At 72.3% G+C, this 18,573-nt stretch carries 15 protein-coding genes; 12 read left to right on the top strand and 3 right to left on the bottom strand.

The annotated features are described in order from the left end of the window. The first annotated feature begins 3 nt into the window (after positions 1-3). The 6 genes from ES689_RS02105 to ES689_RS02080 all read left to right on the top strand — a co-directional run bounded on the left by ES689_RS02105 (position 4) and on the right by ES689_RS02080 (position 8,214). On the top strand, positions 4-861 hold the full coding sequence (locus ES689_RS02105) for a glycosyltransferase family 2 protein (protein WP_146899555.1): 858 nt from the start codon (positions 4-6) through the stop codon (positions 859-861). Next, positions 861-3,158, top strand: a complete 2,298-nt coding sequence (locus tag ES689_RS02100) for a hypothetical protein (protein WP_146899552.1) — start codon at positions 861-863, stop codon at positions 3,156-3,158. The genes ES689_RS02105 and ES689_RS02100 overlap by 1 nt, the downstream gene beginning before the upstream one ends. After that, entirely contained in the window at positions 3,155-5,062 is a 1,908-nt protein-coding gene (locus tag ES689_RS02095; protein ID WP_146899549.1) for a DUF2339 domain-containing protein, read from the top strand. Before ES689_RS02100 ends, ES689_RS02095 begins: the two co-directional genes overlap by 4 nt. Positions 5,063-5,148: 86 nt before the next feature. Next, a complete protein-coding gene (locus tag ES689_RS02090; protein ID WP_223269334.1) occupies positions 5,149-6,165 on the top strand; it encodes a glycosyltransferase in 1,017 nt (338 codons plus the stop codon). 1 nt (position 6,166) lies between these two features. After that, positions 6,167-7,147 (top strand): NAD(P)-dependent oxidoreductase, encoded by a 981-nt coding sequence (locus tag ES689_RS02085; protein ID WP_146899546.1) that lies wholly within the window; start codon positions 6,167-6,169, stop codon positions 7,145-7,147. After that, entirely contained in the window at positions 7,144-8,214 is a 1,071-nt protein-coding gene (locus tag ES689_RS02080; protein WP_191330134.1) for a glycosyltransferase family 2 protein, read from the top strand. Before ES689_RS02085 ends, ES689_RS02080 begins: the two co-directional genes overlap by 4 nt. On the opposite strand, the gene ES689_RS02075 is transcribed toward ES689_RS02080, so the two are convergent. The 3 genes from ES689_RS02075 to ES689_RS02065 are packed head-to-tail and all read right to left on the bottom strand — an operon-like array spanning position 8,191 to position 11,461. Continuing rightward, the gene (locus ES689_RS02075; RefSeq protein ID WP_146899540.1) at positions 8,191-9,690 is read right to left on the bottom strand and encodes a glycosyltransferase family 1 protein; all 1,500 of its coding nucleotides are present in this window, start codon (positions 9,688-9,690) and stop codon (positions 8,191-8,193) included. The genes ES689_RS02080 and ES689_RS02075 overlap by 24 nt on opposite strands. Next, positions 9,687-11,216 carry a glycosyltransferase gene (locus tag ES689_RS02070; protein WP_146899537.1) on the bottom strand — a complete coding sequence of 510 codons (1,530 nt, stop codon included), beginning with the start codon at positions 11,214-11,216 and terminating at the stop codon, positions 9,687-9,689. Before ES689_RS02070 ends, ES689_RS02075 begins: the two co-directional genes overlap by 4 nt. Beyond that, on the bottom strand, positions 11,213-11,461 hold the full coding sequence (locus ES689_RS02065) for a hypothetical protein (RefSeq protein ID WP_146899535.1): 249 nt from the start codon (positions 11,459-11,461) through the stop codon (positions 11,213-11,215). The genes ES689_RS02070 and ES689_RS02065 overlap by 4 nt, the downstream gene beginning before the upstream one ends. A gap of 195 nt (positions 11,462-11,656) precedes the next feature. On the opposite strand from ES689_RS02065, the gene ES689_RS02060 reads away from it, so the two are divergent. From ES689_RS02060 to ES689_RS02035, 6 genes are all read left to right on the top strand, one after another. Continuing rightward, the gene (locus ES689_RS02060) at positions 11,657-12,268 is read left to right on the top strand and encodes a hypothetical protein (protein WP_146899532.1); all 612 of its coding nucleotides are present in this window, start codon (positions 11,657-11,659) and stop codon (positions 12,266-12,268) included. Further along, positions 12,265-14,433 (top strand): carbohydrate binding domain-containing protein, encoded by a 2,169-nt coding sequence (locus ES689_RS02055; RefSeq protein ID WP_146899529.1) that lies wholly within the window; start codon positions 12,265-12,267, stop codon positions 14,431-14,433. The genes ES689_RS02060 and ES689_RS02055 overlap by 4 nt, the downstream gene beginning before the upstream one ends. Positions 14,434-14,539: 106 nt before the next feature. Then, positions 14,540-15,529, top strand: coding sequence for a GDP-mannose 4,6-dehydratase (locus ES689_RS02050; RefSeq protein WP_146899527.1), 990 nt, complete (start codon positions 14,540-14,542; stop codon positions 15,527-15,529). Between the two features lie 3 nt (positions 15,530-15,532). Continuing rightward, entirely contained in the window at positions 15,533-16,492 is a 960-nt protein-coding gene (locus tag ES689_RS02045; RefSeq protein WP_146899524.1) for a GDP-mannose 4,6-dehydratase, read from the top strand. 64 nt (positions 16,493-16,556) lie between these two features. Continuing rightward, positions 16,557-17,696 carry a glycosyltransferase family 1 protein gene (locus ES689_RS02040; RefSeq protein ID WP_146899521.1) on the top strand — a complete coding sequence of 380 codons (1,140 nt, stop codon included), beginning with the start codon at positions 16,557-16,559 and terminating at the stop codon, positions 17,694-17,696. Next, positions 17,693-18,559: a glycosyltransferase family 2 protein gene (locus ES689_RS02035; protein ID WP_146899518.1), complete on the top strand. Its 867-nt coding sequence runs from the start codon at positions 17,693-17,695 to the stop codon at positions 18,557-18,559. The genes ES689_RS02040 and ES689_RS02035 overlap by 4 nt, the downstream gene beginning before the upstream one ends. Positions 18,560-18,573 lie beyond the last annotated feature (14 nt).

The raw sequence follows: 18,573 nt of genomic DNA, 5'->3' as shown, positions 1-18,573 counted from the left end.
TGCATGTCCCCCCGTCTCACCGTCGTCATCCCGTCCTTCAACAACGCCGACTTCATCGACGAGACGGTGCGCTCCGTGTTGTCCCAGGACTACGACGACTTCGAGCTGGTCGTCGCCGACCACTCGTCGGCCGACGACACGTGGCAGCGCCTGCAGGCCTACGCCGACGACCCCCGCGTCACGCTGCTGCAGACCCCCGCAGGAGGCGGCGCACCGGCGAACTGGACTCGCGTGACCGACGCCGCCACCGGCGAGTACCTCCGCCTCGTGCCCGGCGACGACGTCCTGCACCCGGGAACGCTCCGCGACCACGTCGAGGCCCTCGACGAGCAGCCGACCGCCGTCGTCGCGTCGTCCCCGCGTTCGTTGATCGACGCCTCGGGCGCCACCGTCCTCCGCCGTCGGGGCCGCGACTGGGGCCGACGGCTCGTCCCCGGCGCCGAGGCGGTCCGCGCGACCGTGCGCGCGGGCACGAACGTGTTCGGCGAGCCCTTCTGCGTGACCTTCCGCCGATCGGCCCTCGTCGAGGCCGGCGGGTGGTACCCGGCGTTCCCGTACCTGATCGACCAGGCCAGCTACTGCCGGGTGCTGCTGCGGGGCGACCTCGTCGCCGTCCCCTCGCTCGCCGGCGGGTTCCGCCTGAGCTCCACGCAGTGGAGCGTGGCCCTCTCGGCCGAGCAGTCCCGCCAGGCGCGCGGCTACCACGCCGAGCTGCACCGCGAGCACCCTGAGGTCGTGAGCGCCGGCGACCGCCGCCTCGGCGACCTGCGGGCACGCCTGGCCGCACAGTCGCGTCGACTCGTCTACCTCGTCCTCCGACGCCGGATGCAGGCCGGCGAGCGCGCCTCGGGCCGCCGCTGATGGCACCGCCCCGCGGATCGACGACGACCCGGGTCGAGCGGCGCGGCACCGTGCGCCGTGCCGCCGACTGGTGGGGCACCGCCTACCTCGTCTCCGGCGTGCTCGCCGCGGCGGGGGTCGTCTTCGCGATGAAGCTGTGGCGGGCCGACTGGACGGTGCCGTTCTTCGACCGCAACGACGCCCTCGCCGTCGCGGCCCACTTCAAGACGGTGTCCGAGACCGGCTGGTACGAGTCGCAGCCCCTCCTCGGCGCCCCGTTCGGGCAGCAGTACCACGACTTCCCGACGGCGGACAACCTGCAGTTCATGGCCGCGCGGGTCCTCTCTGCGGTGCTCGGCGACTGGGCTGCCGCCCTGAACGTCTGGTACGTGCTGGGCTTCGTCCTGGTCGCGCTGACCGCGACCTTCTTCTTCCTCCGGATCGGCATGTCCCGCATCCTGTCGGTGGTGCTCTCGGTGCTCTTCGCCCTCGCGCCGTACCACTTCATCCGCAACGAGAACCACCTCGCGCTCTCGTCGTACTTCACCCTGCCGCTCGCCTTCTGGGTCGTGCACCTGATCGCCACCGGCCAGCCGCTCTGGCTGCGCCGGGCCGGCGTGCGGAACCCCGTGCTCGCCGTCCTGACCGGTCGCGGGGCCGCGGTCGCCGCCTCCTCGGCCCTCGTCGTCACCGGCGCCACGTACTACGGCTTCTTCACCGTCGTGTTCATCGCGCTCGTGGGCGTGGCCTCGTGGTGGCGTCTGCGCGACTGGCGTCGCCTCGGCGGCGCGGTCGTCGCCGGCCTGGTCGTCGTGCTGACGGCGGTCCTCAACATGCTGCCCGACGTGCTCTGGTCGTGGCGCAACGGCTCCGACGGCGGCGCTCTCGTCCGGACACCCGTCGAGACCGAGTACTACTCGCTGAAGCTGACCCAGCTTCTGCTGCCGATGCCGGGCCACCGGGTGCAGCTCCTCTCGAACCTCCGCGAGTACTACGACGACTACTTCCCCTACCGGTCCGAGACCCCCGTGCTCGGCGCGGTCGCCGCGGCGGGGTTCGTGCTGCTCGTCGTCGTGGCCGTGTCCACGCTGCTCGGACGTCGACGCCCCGCAGCCGGCTCGACGCCGGCGAACGCGGAGCGATTCCGGACGGTCCGCCTCATGGCCGGCCTCGCGCTCGTGGCGTTCCTCTTCGGCACCCTGGGCGGGCTCTCCAGCCTCTTCTCGTTCGTCACCAGCTCGTTGCGCGGAGCGAACCGGATGTCGATCGTCATCGCGCTCCTGTCGCTCGCGGGTCTCGGGCTCGCGCTCGACGCCGCCGTCGCGCGCGTCGTGACGTGGCGACCTCACCTGCACCTGGCGCCGACCACCGCCACCCTCGCCGTCGGGGCCGTCCTGCTCGCGGGCGGCACCTGGGACCAGACCAGTGCCGAGCTCGTGCCCGACTACTCCGAGCTCGACGCGACCTGGGCCGCCCGCTCGTCCTTCTTCTCGCAGGTGCAGACGGAGGTGGGCGACGGCGCGCAGGTGCTCCAGCTGCCCTACTCGGACTTCCCGGAGGCGAGCGCGTCGACCGGCCACGACTTCGAGAGCGGGCTGGACTACGCGGAGGTGCTGATCCCCTACCTGCACACCACGACGGTCAGGTGGTCCGCGGGCGGCATCAAGGGGCGGACGGCCGCCGAGTGGCCCGCGGCCGCGCAGGACTACGACGCGGCGTCGATCGCCGACCAGGTCGCCGTCCTCGGCTTCGACGGCGTGCTGGTCGACCGTGACGGGACCGTCGACCGGGGCGCCGAGCTCGAGTCGGGGCTCGACGGTGCCCTCGGCGCGCCCTCGCTCACCTCGGACGACGGCCGGTGGGTGCTCTACACCGTCCCTCAAGAGCTCCGCGACGCCGCGGCCGCCCTGCCCCGGGCAGAGCTCGACGAGCTCCGCGACGCGATCCGGCAGCCCCTGGTGGCGACGCCGGGCAGCACCGACCCGACGGTCGGGGGCGACAACACCGTGAACAGCGTCGACGTGCAGAACGACCGTGAGGACGCCGTCGCCGGCTCCCTCCGCCTCGAGCTGACGACGCTGCCCGGCGTCGACGCCGTGGTGGTGACGACGCCGGACGGCACCCGGACGGTGGTCCCCGTGTCCGACGCGAGCGTGGACGTGGACCTCCCCGCGGCCTTCGCGCCGGGCACCACCCACGTCACCGTGGAGGGCTCGACCGACGGAGGCGCCACGACGACGGCCACCTCGCTGTCCGTCGGCATCGACCACGCGGCGGTCCTGCAGGACGACGTCGAGAGATTGGACCTGACCCCGTGACGACCGACGCGCCTCCTCCGTCCGAGTCCCGACGCCCTTCGTCGCCCGCTTCCGGGTCGCTCGGCGCCGTCCGGCCCTGGCTCGCGAGCGCGCGCGAGCGCGTCTCGGGCGGTCCCGTGCGCGCCGCCGTCGCCGTGGGCGTGGCCCTCGTGGCCGCGCTCGCGCACCTCTGGCTGCAGGCGGGGATGCTCCTGACCCGCCCCGACTTCGCCTGGAGCTCGTTCCGCGACTACTTCCCGTACGACCAGCTGTCGTACATGTCGATGGTCGTGAACACCGCCGAGGGCAAGTCGGACGCCCTCGAGCCGTTCACGGAGACGGGCGTGAACAACTACCCGCACCTCTGGTACGTCGCGCTCGGGCACATCTCACGCCTGACGGGACTCGACCCGCTGCAGGCCTGGGCCGTCTCGGGCTTGGCGGTGCAGCTGGTCTTCGTGGCCGTGCTCGCCCTGACGCTGGTCCTCCTCACCAGGCGCCTCTGGGCGGGGCTGCTCGCTCCCCTGCCGTTCGTCGTCGGCACCTTCTCCTCCTTCTCCGGTTCTCCCGACGGCTGGTTCCAGAAGCTCGACGCGCACGCCGTGCTCTGGGGGGCCTTCGGCACGCTGTTCACGATCAACGGGGAGACGGTCTCGCTGTGCCTCGGCGGGACCGCCCTGCTGCTGCTGCTCGTCGCGTGGACGCACGTCCGCGCGACCGGAGCCCGGGTGGCGCTCTCCGTCGTGGCGGCCGGGATGATCGGCCTGATGGCGAACATCCAGACCTACTCGTTCCTCGTCACGATCTACCTCGTCGCCTTCGTGCTCGCGGCGTACTGGCTCGTCGTGATCGGGCGCCGTCTGCTGTGGCTCGTCTCGGGCGCGGGGGTCGTCGCCGTGTTCGTGTTCGGCCCAGGGATCGCCGACTCAGCCGGCCCCCTCGTGACCCTGATGTTCGGGCTCCTGCCGGCGCTGCCCGGGCTCGTCGTCGCCCTCGTGCGCAGTCGCGGACTCCTCGCCGTGTACGGCGTCGTCGCCCTCGCGGCCGCTGCTCCCCAGCTGAGCGCGACCCTCGGAGGCGTCGCCTCCGGGGATCCGTTCCTCACCTACCGGGTCGCCTCGAGCGCCAACCTGGGCGTGGACTGGCACGGCGTCGTGGGGTCGGCCGCTCTCTGGCTGCCGCTGCTCGGCATCGCGGCCGCCGGCGTCGCCCGGCGTCGTCCGTTCTGGGTCGCCTACCCCGTCGGGGTCCTCGCCGCCTGGTTCCTCGCCTCCTCGAACGACATCTGGGGCGCCAACCAGGAGCCCTACCGCTTCTGGCTCGACACCTTCGTGCTCGTCTGCATGACGATCCTCCCCGTCGGCGCGATCGTGCTGCGCGACCTGCTCGTCGACGGCCCCGCCCTCGGGCCGGTCGTCCGACGCACGGTCGGCGCGGTCGTGACGGTGTGCGTCGGGCTCGCCGCCCTGTCGGCGGTGGACTTCGTCCGCTTCGCCCAGGACGACGAGTACCACCAGCTCATCGACTACAACACGACGCGCGACCAGGCGATGACCGCGGCGACGAGGTCGATCGAGGACACGGCCGGCGGCTCAGGCGACGCCACGGGCCTCCTCGTCGGCGACCCGTGCATCGAGCCCATGCAGCTGAAGATCGCTGCCGGCGTTCCCGTCGTGAACTACAACCTGGGCATGGCGTGGCCCGAGGACCGCGCGTCGATCGACCAGGTGTCGGCGGACCGGACGGCGGGCGTGCTCGACCTCGAGCACCTGCGGGAGGCGAACGTCCGCTGGGTGCTCACCGACAGCGCCTGCACCGTCAACTGGGAGTCCGCCTACGGCGCTCAGCTGGAACGCGTCGACTCGGCGGACTTCGAGCTGCCGGGCATCACCGGCACGATCACCCTGTGGCGGGTGCCCGCGTGAGCCCCCGCGACGCACGCCGGGACGGCCTCTCGGACGCACCTCCGGGGCCCGGGTCGGCCGACCGCGCCGTGATAGTGTCACGTCCCGTGTCGAGACCCGCCGAAACTCCCGTCTCGCCCGCGCACCGCATCTCCGTCGTCATCCCCGTGTACCAGGGCGAGACCACCCTGCCGGCGCTGGTCGACGAGATTCTCGCCCTCGCCTCCGAGCGCCTGACGCCGGACGGCCACCTGCGGCAGATCACCGAGGTGCTGCTCGTGCACGACAACGGGCCCGACGCCTCCGACCAGGTGATCCGCGACCTCGAGAGCCGGCACGCCCTCGTGCGGGGCGTCTGGCTGAGCCGCAACTTCGGCCAGCACGCGGCGACGCTCGCGGGGATGGCCTCCACGGGCGGCGACTGGATCGCCACCGTCGACGAGGACGGCCAGCACGATCCGGCCTACCTCGACTCCATGCTCGACACGGCCATGCGCGAGCAGGCTGCCCTCGTCTACGCGAAGCCCACGAACGCGGCGCCCCACGGCCCCTTCCGGAACGCCGCCTCGAAGGGCGCGAAGGTCGTCCTGCGGACGGTCATGGGCGGCGGCGACGCCTCGCAGTTCCAGAGCTACCGGCTCGTCCTCGGCGACGTCGGCCGCAGCGTGTCGGCGTACGCCGGCTCGGGCGTCTACCTCGACGTCGCCATCGGCTGGATCACCCGGCGCATCACCACGAGCCCCGTCGAGCTGCGCGAGGAAGGCGGCCGCGCGAGCGGCTACTCGCTGCGCAAGCTCCTCTCCCACTTCTGGAAGATGGTCCTCACCTCCGGCACCCGCGGGCTCCGCCTCGTCAGCGTGCTGGGCATCGCCCTCGCGGTCATCGGGCTGCTCTTCGCCGTCTACGTCGTCATCTCCGCCATCGCGGGGACGCAGCTCGCCGCGGGCTGGTCGTCGACCATCGTGGTCGTGCTCCTGTCGACCGGCGCGATCCTCTTCTCCCTCGGGGTCGTCGCCGAGTACGTCGGCGTCGCGGTCAACATGGCGATGGGCCGGCCCTCGTACCTGATCGTCAGCGACCCCGGACGCGGCCCGCTCGGTCGCCGTCGATCCCACGACTCCTGACGTGACCGGCCCAGTCGTGACCGGAGCAGCAGACCCCACCGCGACGGTGCGGCGTCGCCACCTCGTCGTCGGGGCTGGCGGCCTCCTCGGGGGCGCCGTCGTCGCGGCCCTCGAGGCGGACGGACGCGACGTGGTGCGGGCCACGGTGCCGTGGCGTGATCCCGGCGCGTCCGTCAGCGTGATCTCGTCGCTCGTGCGCGGCCTCATCCTCGACGGCACCCCGTGGTCGCTCGTGTGGGCCGCCGGCGCCGGTGTCGTGGCCAGCGGGCCCGACGCCCTCGCCGAGGAGCGCTCGGTCGTCGCCCGCGTGCTGTCCGAGGTGGCCGCGGTGATCGCGGTCGACCCTGCCCGCGCCTCCCGCGGGTCGGTCTTCGTCGCCTCCTCGGCGGGAGGGGCCTTCGCCGGCTCGACCGGCACGCCCTTCGACGAGACGACCGAGGCCCGTCCCCTCGCGCCCTACGGCTGGAGCAAGCTCGCCGTCGAGAAGCTCTTCCGCGACTGGTCGGCGACCACGGGCGTGCCCGTCGTGATCGGCAGGTACTCGAACCTCTACGGCCCCGGCCAGGACCTGAGCAAGGCGCAGGGCCTCGTCTCCCAGCTGTGCCTCGCGCACCTGCAGGGCCGGCCCTCGTCCATCTACGTGCCCATCGACACCATCCGCGACTACCTCTTCGTCGACGACGCCGCGGCGATGACGGTCGAGGCCGTCGACCGGGCGGCCGGCTCCCCGGCCGGCACGGTGGTGCTCAAGGTGATCGCCTCGCAGCAGGGAGTGACCATCGGCTCGCTCATCAGCGAGCTGCAGCGCATCGTCAAGAAGAAGCCGCGCATCGTCATGGGCAGCCACTTCACGGCGTCGGTCCAGGCGCCCGACCTCCGGTTCGGGTCGGTCGTCTGGCCCGAGATCGACCGCAGGATGCTGACGCCGCTGCCCGCCGGCATCCACCGGACGCTCCTGTCCCTCCAGGCAGGCCTCCGGTGACCGCCCCGCGCGTGTCCGTCGTCGTCCTGGCCTGGAAGCTCCTGGACGAGCTCCTGCTCTGCCTCGACTCCCTCGCCGCGCAGGTCGGCGCCCCCGACTTCGAGGTGGTCGTCGTCGAGAACGGCGCCCGGCCCGAGATCGGCAGTGCGCTGGACGGCGTCCCCGGGCTCGTGCGCGTCCGCCTGCCCGAGAACGCCGGGTTCGGGGCGGGCTGCGACGCCGGCGCCGCGGCGGCCTCCGGCTCGGCTCTCGTCTTCCTCAACGACGACGCCCTGCCGCGCCCGTCCTGGCTCGCCGCCCTCGCGGCACGGGCCGACCGGCCCGACTCCCCCGTGGCCGTCGGGAGCCTCCTCGTCGACGAGCACGACGTCGTGCAGGAGGCCGGCTGCCGCCTCCGCCACGACGCCGGCACCATCCAGCTGGGCGCGGGCTCGACCCTGGCCGACGCCGAGCGGGACGGCCTGCTCGTGAGCCGTGCCGTCGACTACTGCTCAGCAGCGGCGCTCTGGGTCGACCGAGAGGCGTTCGACTCGGCGGACGGCTTCGACGACCTCTTCACCCCCGCCTACTACGAGGACGTCGACCTGCAGCTCCGACTGCGCCTGGCCGGCGGCCTGGTCGTCGTCGAGCCCGCGGCCGTCGTGCAGCACTCGTCGGGCACGTCCACCGGCAGCACGCCCGACTACCGCGCGTTCCTCGGTCGACGGAACGGCGGCCTCTTCGCCGAGAGGTGGGCCGAGACCCTCACCTCGGCCCCGGCGCCTGACGCACCGCTCGGCGAGCTGTGCGCCGTGCGCCCGCCTGCCCCCGTCGCCCTGCCCGACGACGCCCTCGAGGCACCCCACCCGGCCGTGGCCGCCTCCTACGTGGCCTCGCTGCTCGAGCGCGCACAGCGAGCCGAGGAGGCGGAGGAGACCCTCGCACACCGCTTCGCCGACCTGCAGCACACCCACCACGAGTCGCTCCAGCTCACGCACGCGATGAAGCTGCGCATCGACGAGCTGGAGGCGACCACGCTCGCGGACCAGGTCCGCTCGCGCGTGTCAGCTCGCTTCCGCCGGGGCTGACGACTCGGCCGGCGCAGGCGCGGCCGGCGCAGGCGCGGCGACCAGCTGCCAGAGGCGCTCCGCGTAGTCGTCCCAGCTCGGACGGGGCAGCGAGTCGCTCAGGGCGACGAGCTCGGCGTGCAGGGCGTCGTCGGTGAGCAGCCGCTCCATCGCGTCGGACATGGCCGAGGGGTCGTGCGGGTCGACGACGAGGGCGCCGTGGCCCTCGCCGAGCTCGCGCATGCTGCCGAAGTCGCTCGTGATCACGGGCACCCCGCTCACGAGCGACTCGACCACGGGCAGGCCGAAGCCCTCGTTCACGCTGCAGAACACGGTGAAGCGAGCGGACCGGTAGAGGCTCCACACGACGTCGTCGTCCACGCCCGAGAGCATGCTCACGGGGCGCCCCTTGCGCCGCAGCGTGGCGACCATCGCCTGGAACTCCCCGTCGCCCCACGCGTTGCCGCCGACGAGCACGAGTGTGAACTCGTGTCCGCGTCGCCAGTTGAGCTCGGCGGCGACGAGCAGGTTCAGGTGGTTCTTGCGCGGCTCGTGGCTGCCCACCGAGAGCACCACGGGCGTGTCGCCGAGGCCGAGCTGGGCGCGCACGCGGGCGACCGTCGCGTCGTCGACGCTCCCGACCTGGCTCGGCAGGCCCACGGTCTCGATCCGCGGCGGCGTCAGCCCGGCACCCGGCAGCATCGAAGCCCACCCGCTGTACTCGGTGAAGGCGGCACTCGAGATCGGTGCGACGACGTCGGTGAGCGAGAGCATCGCCAGGTACTCGGAGAACGCCCCCGGCATCCCCGGACCGCTCGTCTCGGACGTCGTCACGGGGATGCAGTCGAACCCGATGGCGCCCGACCGCGCCGATCCGAACCGGACGACCGAGCGCAGCGAGGCCGTCCGCGCCGCGGCGACGGTGATCTCGGGCAGGACGAAGGTCGCGTCGAAGGGGACGAGCACGGCGCCGGAGGGCACCGGCGCGACGGATCCGGCCCCGGCGAGGAGCACCCGTCCGGTCTCGTCGTCCGTGAGGCCGTGCAGCGTGCGCCCCGTCGGGTCCCAGGCGGCCAGCGTGACCTCGGCGCTCCGGGTCCAGCGCGTGACCGTCTCGCGGGCGACCCGCTGGATGCCGGTCGTGAAGCGGCTCCGGCTCGTGTCCGTCACGTCGACGACCACACCGCTGACGATGACGAGCGGGCGCACGCGGCGCGGGAGCGACCGTGAGAGCCGGGCGTACTCGGCCGTCAGCGGGGCGGCGAGACCCTCGATGCGCCACTGACGGGTGAAGTCGACGACCTTCGTCGCGAGGGGCACACGACGCTCGAGCACCGACAGGAGCAGGTACGAGAGCCGGTCGCTGGGCTCGCCGAGGTCACGGGAGAGCGCCTCGATCAGGCGGCCCCCCGACAGGGCCTGCCAGTCGACCGAGGCCGATGAGGCGGTGCGTGCGGCGAGCCGGAGGCCCTGGTCGTGCACGGGTCGCGCGATCACGCGGCCACCCCCTGCCAGATCTCGTCGGCGTAGGCACGCCAGGTCTTGGGCTGTTGTCTCGCGATGTCGGCGACCAGGGACGAGTGCAGGGCGTCGTCCGTGAGGAGGCGCCGCATGGCGTCGACGATGGCCGTGTCGTCGCGCGGGTCGACCTGGAGGCAGCCTCCCACCCGGGCGATCTCGTCGAGGCTGCCGAAGTCGCTCGTGACGACCGGCACGCCGAGCGCCAGCGACTCGGCCACGGGCAGGCCGAACCCCTCGTGCAACGAGACGAAGACGCTGAACCGGGCGATGCCGAAGAGCCCCCAGAGCTCGGCGTCGCCGAGTCGGCGGTGCGATTCGACGCGCATCCCGAGCTTCGAGAGCGCGGCGACGCGCTTGTCGAAGTGCATGGTCGCCGTCCGGCTGCCGCCGCCGACGAAGACGATGCGGAACCGGTGCCCCTCTCGGTGCAGCAGCTCGGCCGCGAAGAGGGTCGCGTCCTGGTTCTTGCGAGGCTCGTGGCTCCCGACGCAGAGGACGACGGGGTCGGCCGCGGACTCGGGGGCGACTCGGCCCGCCGCCTCGCGGGCGACCGCGGAGACCTCGGTCGCGAGGCTGGTCGTGACGACCTCCGGCCCCGTGAGGCCCTGGCTCGGCAGGGCGCTCACGAAGCCGCGGAACTCGTTCGACGCCGACTCGCTGATGCCGTGCACCCGGCGGGAGTGCTTCACCAGCGTCAGGTAGTGCGCGAAGCGCTCCGACTCGGCGTTCGGCAGGGTGTCGGCCATGACGAGCGGGATCGCGTCGTAGCCGATCAGGTCGACGCGGTTGCCCGAGAACCGAGCGATGGAGGTGAGGGTGTCGCAGACGTGGAACGCCGGCACCTCGGCGATCAACAGCACCGAGTCCCAGGGCACGAGCACGTGCTCGACGGCCAGCTGCCGGTCGGTCAGCACGGGGTCGGCGGACTTCGGCAGCTGACGGTCGCTCCAGTGCAGCACCCGGTCGCGCTGCAGGTCGGTCAGCTCCCGGTAGCCCGTGCTGTCCTGGTTCCAGGCGACCAGGCGGTGCGCGCGCGAGGGGTCGTCCTGCCACTCCGGCACCGTGTGGCGGACCACGCGCTGGATGCCGGTGTTGTGCTCGTACTTCGCGCAGAAGTCGACGTCGACGATCACCGTGTCGCGGACGAGCTCGATGGTCCGGAGGCCCGAGTGCGTGCGCGACTGCACGTCGAGGGTCGACTGCAGCACGGCGATGAGAGCCGTGGCGGGCGTCGCGAGCAGCAGGGCGCGCGTCAGCTTGCCCATCTCGGCGACCGACGGGAACGTGCCGGTCAGCCCGACGTAGAGCAGCCAGCGGTCTCGAGGCGACGAGGAGGCGCGGGCCACCCGGGCGAGGGCGTCCAGGGTCTGCGAGGGCGTGAGCCCCGACACGTCGACGGCGAGGGCCTCGGCCACGACGGCGAGCCGTCCGGAGAGCGCGGCGCGGAGCGCGTCGACCTCGTCGCTGACGACGTCACGGTCGATCGGGACGACGCTCGTCATCGGCGCACGAGCCGACGGGCCACCTCGACGGCCGCGAGTCGACCGGCGGGGACGACCCCCACCTCCTTGGCCTTGTTCGAGAAGAGCTTCGCGGAGCGGAGCGGGCGGGTGACCCGCCACGAGACGGTCTGCTGGATCGCCTGGAGCGCGTCGGTGACGTTCGACGTGACCGTAAGCCAGTCGTCGAGCACCGCGTCGCGCAGTTCGTCGAGGTCGCGTTCCGCGTCCGTCCGGTGTTGTTCCATGACTGAATCCTCCGAGGTCGTGCCTGCACGTCGCCTGCGTCGGCGGCGCCGCGACGGCGTGCCCGCGAGCGCGGTTGTCCCCCGAAAGGGACGACGCGGATCGCTCGAGAACGCCCTGCCCGGCCTGACGCGCCGTTAGCATATCGTCTAACCCATCAGGCTCGGAGCAGGGTCCGCGCCGGAACGAGTGATCACATGAAGAGAGCCTCCATCATCACGTGGAGCATCGTCGGGGGCGTCGTCGTCGTGGGCGGCATCGTCGCCGCCGTGGCCGTCGCGGCCTCCGACGGAGGGCCGGACGCGCCGCCGTCCGTGTCCCCCACCACGAGCGCCACGCCCACCGCGAGCAGCACGCCCGCCGCCACGCCGTCGGCCTCGGCGGAGCCGGGCACGGACCCGTCCGAGCCCGACTCCGGGCCGTCGGCCGAGCCCACGCCGGCAGTGCCGGTGGGTCCCGGCCAGCAGACCACCGAGGTGCCCGCGGCGCCCGCGCCGGGCACCACGCCCGTCTCGGTCACGCCGTTCGTCACCTTCGACCAGTGGACCGCCGAGAGCAGCACCCTGACGGTCGGGGCCACGGTCCCCGAGGTCGTCGAGCAGGGCGGCGTGTGCACCCTGACCGCGACCAGGGGCGCGGCGACGGTCTCCGGGTCGTTCACCGCCCTGCCCTCCGCGTCGAGCACCGACTGCGGCTCCATGGCTCTGTCGAGCCCCTCCTTCAGCGCCGGGACGTGGACGGTGAGCGTCGCGTACGCGTCGCCCACCGCGGCCGGCACCCTCTCCGACTACGAGGTCACCATCCCATGAGACGACACTCCCGCTTCATCGCCCTGGCCACCTCCGTGGCCGTCGCGGCCGGCCTCCTCACCGGGGTCACGAGCCTCGTGCAGGAGGCGCCCGCCCAGGCCGCCGAGTCCGCGGAGGCCGCCGTGACGGCGGACGCGCGGAACTTCAACGCCGGCAACATCATCAGCGACGCGTCCTTCTACAACGCGGCGGCCATGACGGCCGAGGGCGTGCAGGCGTTCCTGAACTCTCGGGTCGTGACGTGCAAGGGCAGCAACGGCCAGCCCTGCCTCAAGGACTACCGGTCGGCGACGCCGGCACGCAGCGCCGACGCCTACTGCGCAGCACTGGGCGGGAGCTCGAACGAGACCGCCGCGTCCGCCATCGTCCGCATCGGCCAGGCCTGCGGCATCAACCCCCAGGTGCTGCTGGTGATGCTGCAGAAGGAGCAGGGCCTCGTGAACTCGACGGCGCCCTCGGCGAGCGCCTACCGGATCGCGATGGGCTACGGCTGCCCCGACACGGCGGCGTGCGACACCCGGTACTACGGCTTCGCGAACCAGGTCTACAACGCGGCGCACCAGTTCCAGCGGTACACGAAGACGAGCTCGTCGTGGAGCTACCAGCCGGGTCGGACGAGCAACATCCTCTACCAGGCGAACAATCCCGGCTGCGGCACGAAGAGCGTCACGATCGCGAACCAGGCGACGGCGAACCTCTACATCTACACGCCGTACACGCCCAACCAGGCGGCTCTGAACGCCGGCTACGGCACGGGCGACTCGTGCAGCGCGTACGGCAACCGCAACTTCTACCTCTACTTCACCGACTGGTTCGGCAGCCCGTCCAACTGGCTGCAGTCGTCCTCCTTCGAGGGCGGCTCGGTCGCCGGCTGGCAGTGGAGCAACGGCTTCATCAACCGCGTCGCGGTGAACAACGCCGGCCAGGCGCAGTCCGGCAACTACTTCCTCGCCACGAACACCAGCGTCGGCAGCCGGGCCGTGACTCAGGACGTCCGTCGGACCACCAACGTCGGCGAGCAGGCGACCGCGACGGTGTGGCTCCGTTCCGGCGCGGCCTCGACCTTCAAGGGCAAGGTGGTCGTGTGGGGGCTCGGCGGCACCCAGGAGGTGGCCGAGAAGTCGTTCAGCGTCGGCCAGACCTGGACCCAGGTGAAGGTGGCCCTGCCCGTCCGCGCGAGCTCGCACAGCACCATCCGGCTCGACGTCTACATGGAGACCACCGGCTCCGACCTCTGGATGGACACGACCTCCCTCCAGTTCGGCCGCGCGCCGGAGCAGCAGAACGTCATGATCGACCCGTCGTTCGAGCGCGGCTCGTTCGGGGCGTGGACGCCGGGCAACGGCTTCATCAACCGGCAGGTCTACAACGACCCCTCGCTCGCCCAGGCCGGGTCCTGGTTCGCCGCCGCGAACACGCCCGTCGCCGGTCGCAGCTTCGCCCAGGAGGTGGCGGTGCAGGCCGCTCCCGACCAGACCTGGACGGCCACGGTGTGGCTCCGCTCGACGTCGAGCACGCCCTACAAGGGCACGTTCGCGCTCTGGGGCCTCGGCGGCTCGCGCAACATCGTCGGGCAGTCCGACTTCACGGTGGGCTCGAGCTGGCAGAAGTTCCAGGTCGCCCTCGGCACGTCGAACGTCACCCCGAAGTCGCTGAAGCTCGAGGTCTACATGAAGACCGCGAACGGACAGACGCTCTGGCTCGACAACGGCAGCATCAGCAAGCAGCTGCTCGCGAGCCCCGGGTTCGAGGGCGGACAGACCGCCGGCTGGTCGACGAGCGGCCGCGGGATGAACTTCGCGACCTACACGAAGGCCACCAGCGGCGTCGCCCCCGCGTCGGGGACGCACTTCGCGGCGACCAACACCACGACGCCCGGCACCTCGCTGTCGCAGACGGTGGCCCGGCAGACGGCGCCCGGCGAGACGTACACGGCGGTGGTCTACGTCCGCAGCGGCACCGCCACGCCGTTCTCGGGGCGGCTGGCCCTGTGGGGCCTCGGCGGCACCGCAGAGGCGGCGAGCAAGTCGTTCACGACGACCGGCTCGTGGACCCGGGTGGAGGTGGCACTGCCCACGAAGTCGGCCCACAGCCAGCTCAAGTTCGAGATCTACGAGGACTCGGTGAACAACACGATGTTCCTCGACGCGGGCTCCCTGTACTGATCCACCCTCCCCCGGCCGTGCCGCGCCGGGCCCCCCCTGACACGGGGCCGCGGCGCGGCACCTGGCTAAGATGTCGTGTCGGCCGGAACGAACGTAAGGAACCTGAATGACCAAGCGCGCCCTCATCACCGGGATCACGGGACAGGACGGCATGTACCTCAGCCGCCTCCTCCTCTCGAAGGGATACGAGGTCTACGGCCTCGTCCGTGGCCAGAACAACCCGAAGATCCCCGTGATCCAGTCGTGGGCTCCCGAGGTCAAGATCCTCACGGGCGACCTGCTCGACCAGTCCAGCCTGCTGCGCGCGCTGAACAGCTCGAAGCCCGACGAGGTCTACAACCTCGGCGCCATCTCGTTCGTCGCCTACTCGTGGGAGAACGCCCAGCTGACCAGCCAGGTCACCGGCCTCGGCGTCCTGAACATGCTCGAGGCGATCCGCCTCTACGCCGGCGACGACATCTCGAAGGTCCGCTTCTACCAGGCGTCGTCCTCCGAGATGTTCGGCCGCGTACAAGAGGTCCCCCAGAAGGAGACGACGCTCCTGTGGCCCCGCTCGCCCTACGGCGTCGCGAAGGTCTTCGGCCACTACATGACCATCAACTACCGCGAGTCGTACGGCATGCACGCCTCGTCGGGCGTCCTCTTCAACCACGAGTCGCCGCTGCGCGGACCGGAGTTCGTCACCCGCAAGATCAGCATCGCCGTGGCCCGCATCGCCCTCGGCCTGCAGGACCAGCTCAGCCTCGGCAACATCGACGCGAAGCGCGACTGGGGCTTCGCCGGCGACTACGTCGAGGCCATGTGGCTGATGCTGCAGCAGGACGAGGCCGACGACTACGTCATCTCGACCGGCGAGACCTACTCGGTGCGTCAGTTCCTCGACATCGCCTTCAACCACGTCGGCATCGCCGACTGGGAGAAGCACGTCTTCCAGGACCCGCAGTTCTTCCGTCCCGCCGAGGTCGACCTGCTCATCGGCGACTCCGCCAAGGCTCGCGAGGCGCTCGACTGGACGCCGGCGACGAACTTCGAGACGCTCGTGACGATGATGGTCGACGCCGACATGGAGCGCGAGAAGGCCGCGCAGGGCAAGTAAGGCATGTCCCGCGCGCTCGTCACCGGGATCGCCGGTCAGACCGGAAGCTACCTCGCTGAGCACCTCGTGGCCCTCGGCCACGAGGTGCACGGCGTCGTCCGCGACGCCGGCGGCGTCGACCACGCGCCCGTGGTCGAGAACGGCGTGCCCGCCGAGGCCGTCCTGCACCGGGCCGACCTCACCGACCACGCCGCCGTGCGTGCGATCGTCCTCGACGTGCGTCCCGACGTCGTGGTCAACCTCGCCGCGCTCAGCAGCGTGGCCGCGTCCTGGAAGAAGCCGCTCGAGACGAGCCTGCTCAACGGCACGGCCGTCGCCGCCCTCCTGGCCGCCGTCGCCGAGCTGAACGCCGACGGCGGCGATGCCGGCTTCGTCCAGGCCTCGAGTGCCGAGATCTTCGGGCAGGCCGCCGAGTCGCCCCAGGACGAGTCGACGCGCATCGCTCCGATCAACCCGTACGGTGCGTCGAAGGCCTACGCGCACCTCCTCGTGGGCGCTTACCGCGCCGCCGGGATGCGCGCGTCGGGCGTCGTGCTCTACAACCACGAGTCGCCCCGGCGTCCCGAGCAGTTCGTCACGCGCAAGATCACCGCGTCGGCCGCGCGCATCGCCCGCGGCGAGCAGAGCGAGCTGGTGCTCGGCGACCTGACCGTCCGCCGCGACTGGGGCTGGGCCCCCGACTACGCCGAGGCCCTGGCGCTCGTCGCGACGAACGACGTGGCCGACGACTTCGTCGTCGCCACGGGTGAGTCGCACAGCATCCAGGACTTCGTCGACGCCGCCTTCGCCCGGGTCGGGATCCACGACACGACCGGTCTCGTGCGCAGCGACGCCGAGTTCGTCCGGCCCGCCGACGCCCAGGAACTGCGCGGAGACTCGTCGCGGATCCGCGGGCGACTCGGCTGGGCCCCGACGCGCTCGTTCACCGAGATCGTCGGCGCCATGGTCGACGCCGACCGCTGACGCACCTGTCCCCTGGCGCGCTGGTCGCGTGTCCGCCCGTACCACCGACCCGAGGAGCACCGTCGTGAGCACCACCGTCCTCCTCGACGCGACCTCGATCCCGGCCGACTCCGGCGGGGTCGGTCGTTACCTGCGCGAGCTGGTGCCCGAGCTGGCCCGCCGGGACGACCTCGTCCTGCACGTCGCCTGCCAGCGCCGCGACGTGCCCTGGCTGCGACGCGAGGCGCCGGGTGCCGAGCTGCACCCGGTGCCCGAGGCGACGACGTCCGTCGCCCGCCGTCTGCTGTGGGAGCAGACGGCCCTCCCCCGTCTCGCCCGCCGAGTCCGTGCCGACGTCGTCCACTCGCCGCACTACACGATGCCCCTCCTCGTCCGCGCGGCGCGCGTCGTCACGCTGCACGACGCCACGTTCTTCTCGCACCCCGGGCTGCACGGCCGGCTGAAGGGCCCGTTCTTCCGCGCCTGGATCCGCCTCGCCTCGCGCCTCGCCGACCGGTGCATCGCCCCGAGCCAGGCGACGGCCGACGAGGTCGCGCGCTGGGCGGGCGACCCGGCGCGGTCGATCGTGGTGTCGTTCCACGGCGTCGACACCGAGCGCTACAGCCCCGCAAGCCGCGATCGTGAGGCCGAGATGCGAGGGGCGCTGGCCGTCGGCGACGCCCCCTACGTGGCGTTCGTCGGGACGATCGAGCCGCGCAAGAACGTCGGTCCGCTGCTCGACGCGATCGTCGGGCTGGCCCGGCGGCGTCCGGAACTGGCACCGCGCCTCCTGCTCGCCGGAGGCCGCGGCTGGGACGAGTCGGTGATCGAGCGCCTCGATGCCGCAGCACCCGGCGCGGCCTACCGCTGGCTCGGCTACGTCGACGAGCAGCTGCTGCCGTCGTTCGTGGCGTCGTCGTCGCTCGTGGCGTACCCCAGCGTCGGCGAGGGCTTCGGCCTGCCGATCCTCGAGGCGCTGGCGAGCGGGGTCCCCGTGCTGACGACGGACCGGTTGGCCGCGCCCGAGGTTGGCGGCGACGTCGCCGTCTACTGCGAGCCCGACGCCCCGTCGATCGAGAGCGCCCTCGAGGCGCTGCTCGACGACGACGCCCGTCGGGCCGACCTCGGACGCCGAGGGCGCGAGCGCGCGCTCACGTTCACCTGGCGCAGGACGGCCGGCGAGCACGCCGCCGTCTACGCCGAGGCAGCAGGGAGGCGGTCGTGAACGACGTGCTCTGCGTGACGGTCACCTACAACCCCGGGGGCACCCTCGCGGAGTTCGTCGACTCGCTCGTGCCCACGGGCTTCCCGCCCGGGCGCCTGCTCGTCGTCGACAACGGGTCGACGGACGGTGCGCCGGAGGCGGTCGCCGCGGCCCACGAGCACGTCACCCTGGTCCGCTCCCCCGGCAACGTCGGCTACGGCAGCGCCGCGAACATCGGCGCCCGGCTGGCGACTCCCGACGAGCAGTGGTTGCTGGTCTGCAACCCGGACACCATCGCGACCCCGGAGACGGTGACGCACCTCCTCGAGGCTGCCAGGGCCGAGCCGCGCGCAGGCGTCCTCGGGCCGCGCATCCTCGACCCCGACGGCACCGTCTACCCCTCGGCCCGGGCGCTGCCGTCGATCAGGACGGGCATCGGGCACGCCCTGCTCTCGGGCGTCTGGCCGTCGAACCCCTGGACGCGGCGCTACCAGCAGCGAGACGTGTCGTCGTCGGCCGAGTCGGCCACCGCCGTCGGCTGGCTGTCGGGGGCGTTCCTGCTCGTCCGGCGCGAGGCCTTCGAGCAGGTGGGCGGCTTCGACGACGACTTCTTCATGTACTTCGAGGACGTCGACCTGGGGCGGCGCATCGCGTCCGCCGGCTGGTCGAACCTCTACGTCCCGACCGCCGAGGTGATGCACATCGGCGGCGAGAGCACGGCCAGGGCCGCCGACGTGATGATCGAGGCGCACCACGCCTCGGCCCGTCGCTACATCGCGAAGACGCACCCGGGCCTGCTGTGGCGGCCCGTCGTCGCGGTGCTCGGCATCGGGCTGTCGCTCCGGGCCCGGCTCAGCATCGCGGCCGGGCGCCGCCGCGGCTGAGCCGCGGCGACCCC

The organism is Frigoribacterium sp. ACAM 257, from assembly GCF_007954365.1.
Lineage (GTDB): Bacteria > Actinomycetota > Actinomycetes > Actinomycetales > Microbacteriaceae > Frigoribacterium.
This window is presented reverse-complemented; position numbering and strand designations above follow the sequence as displayed.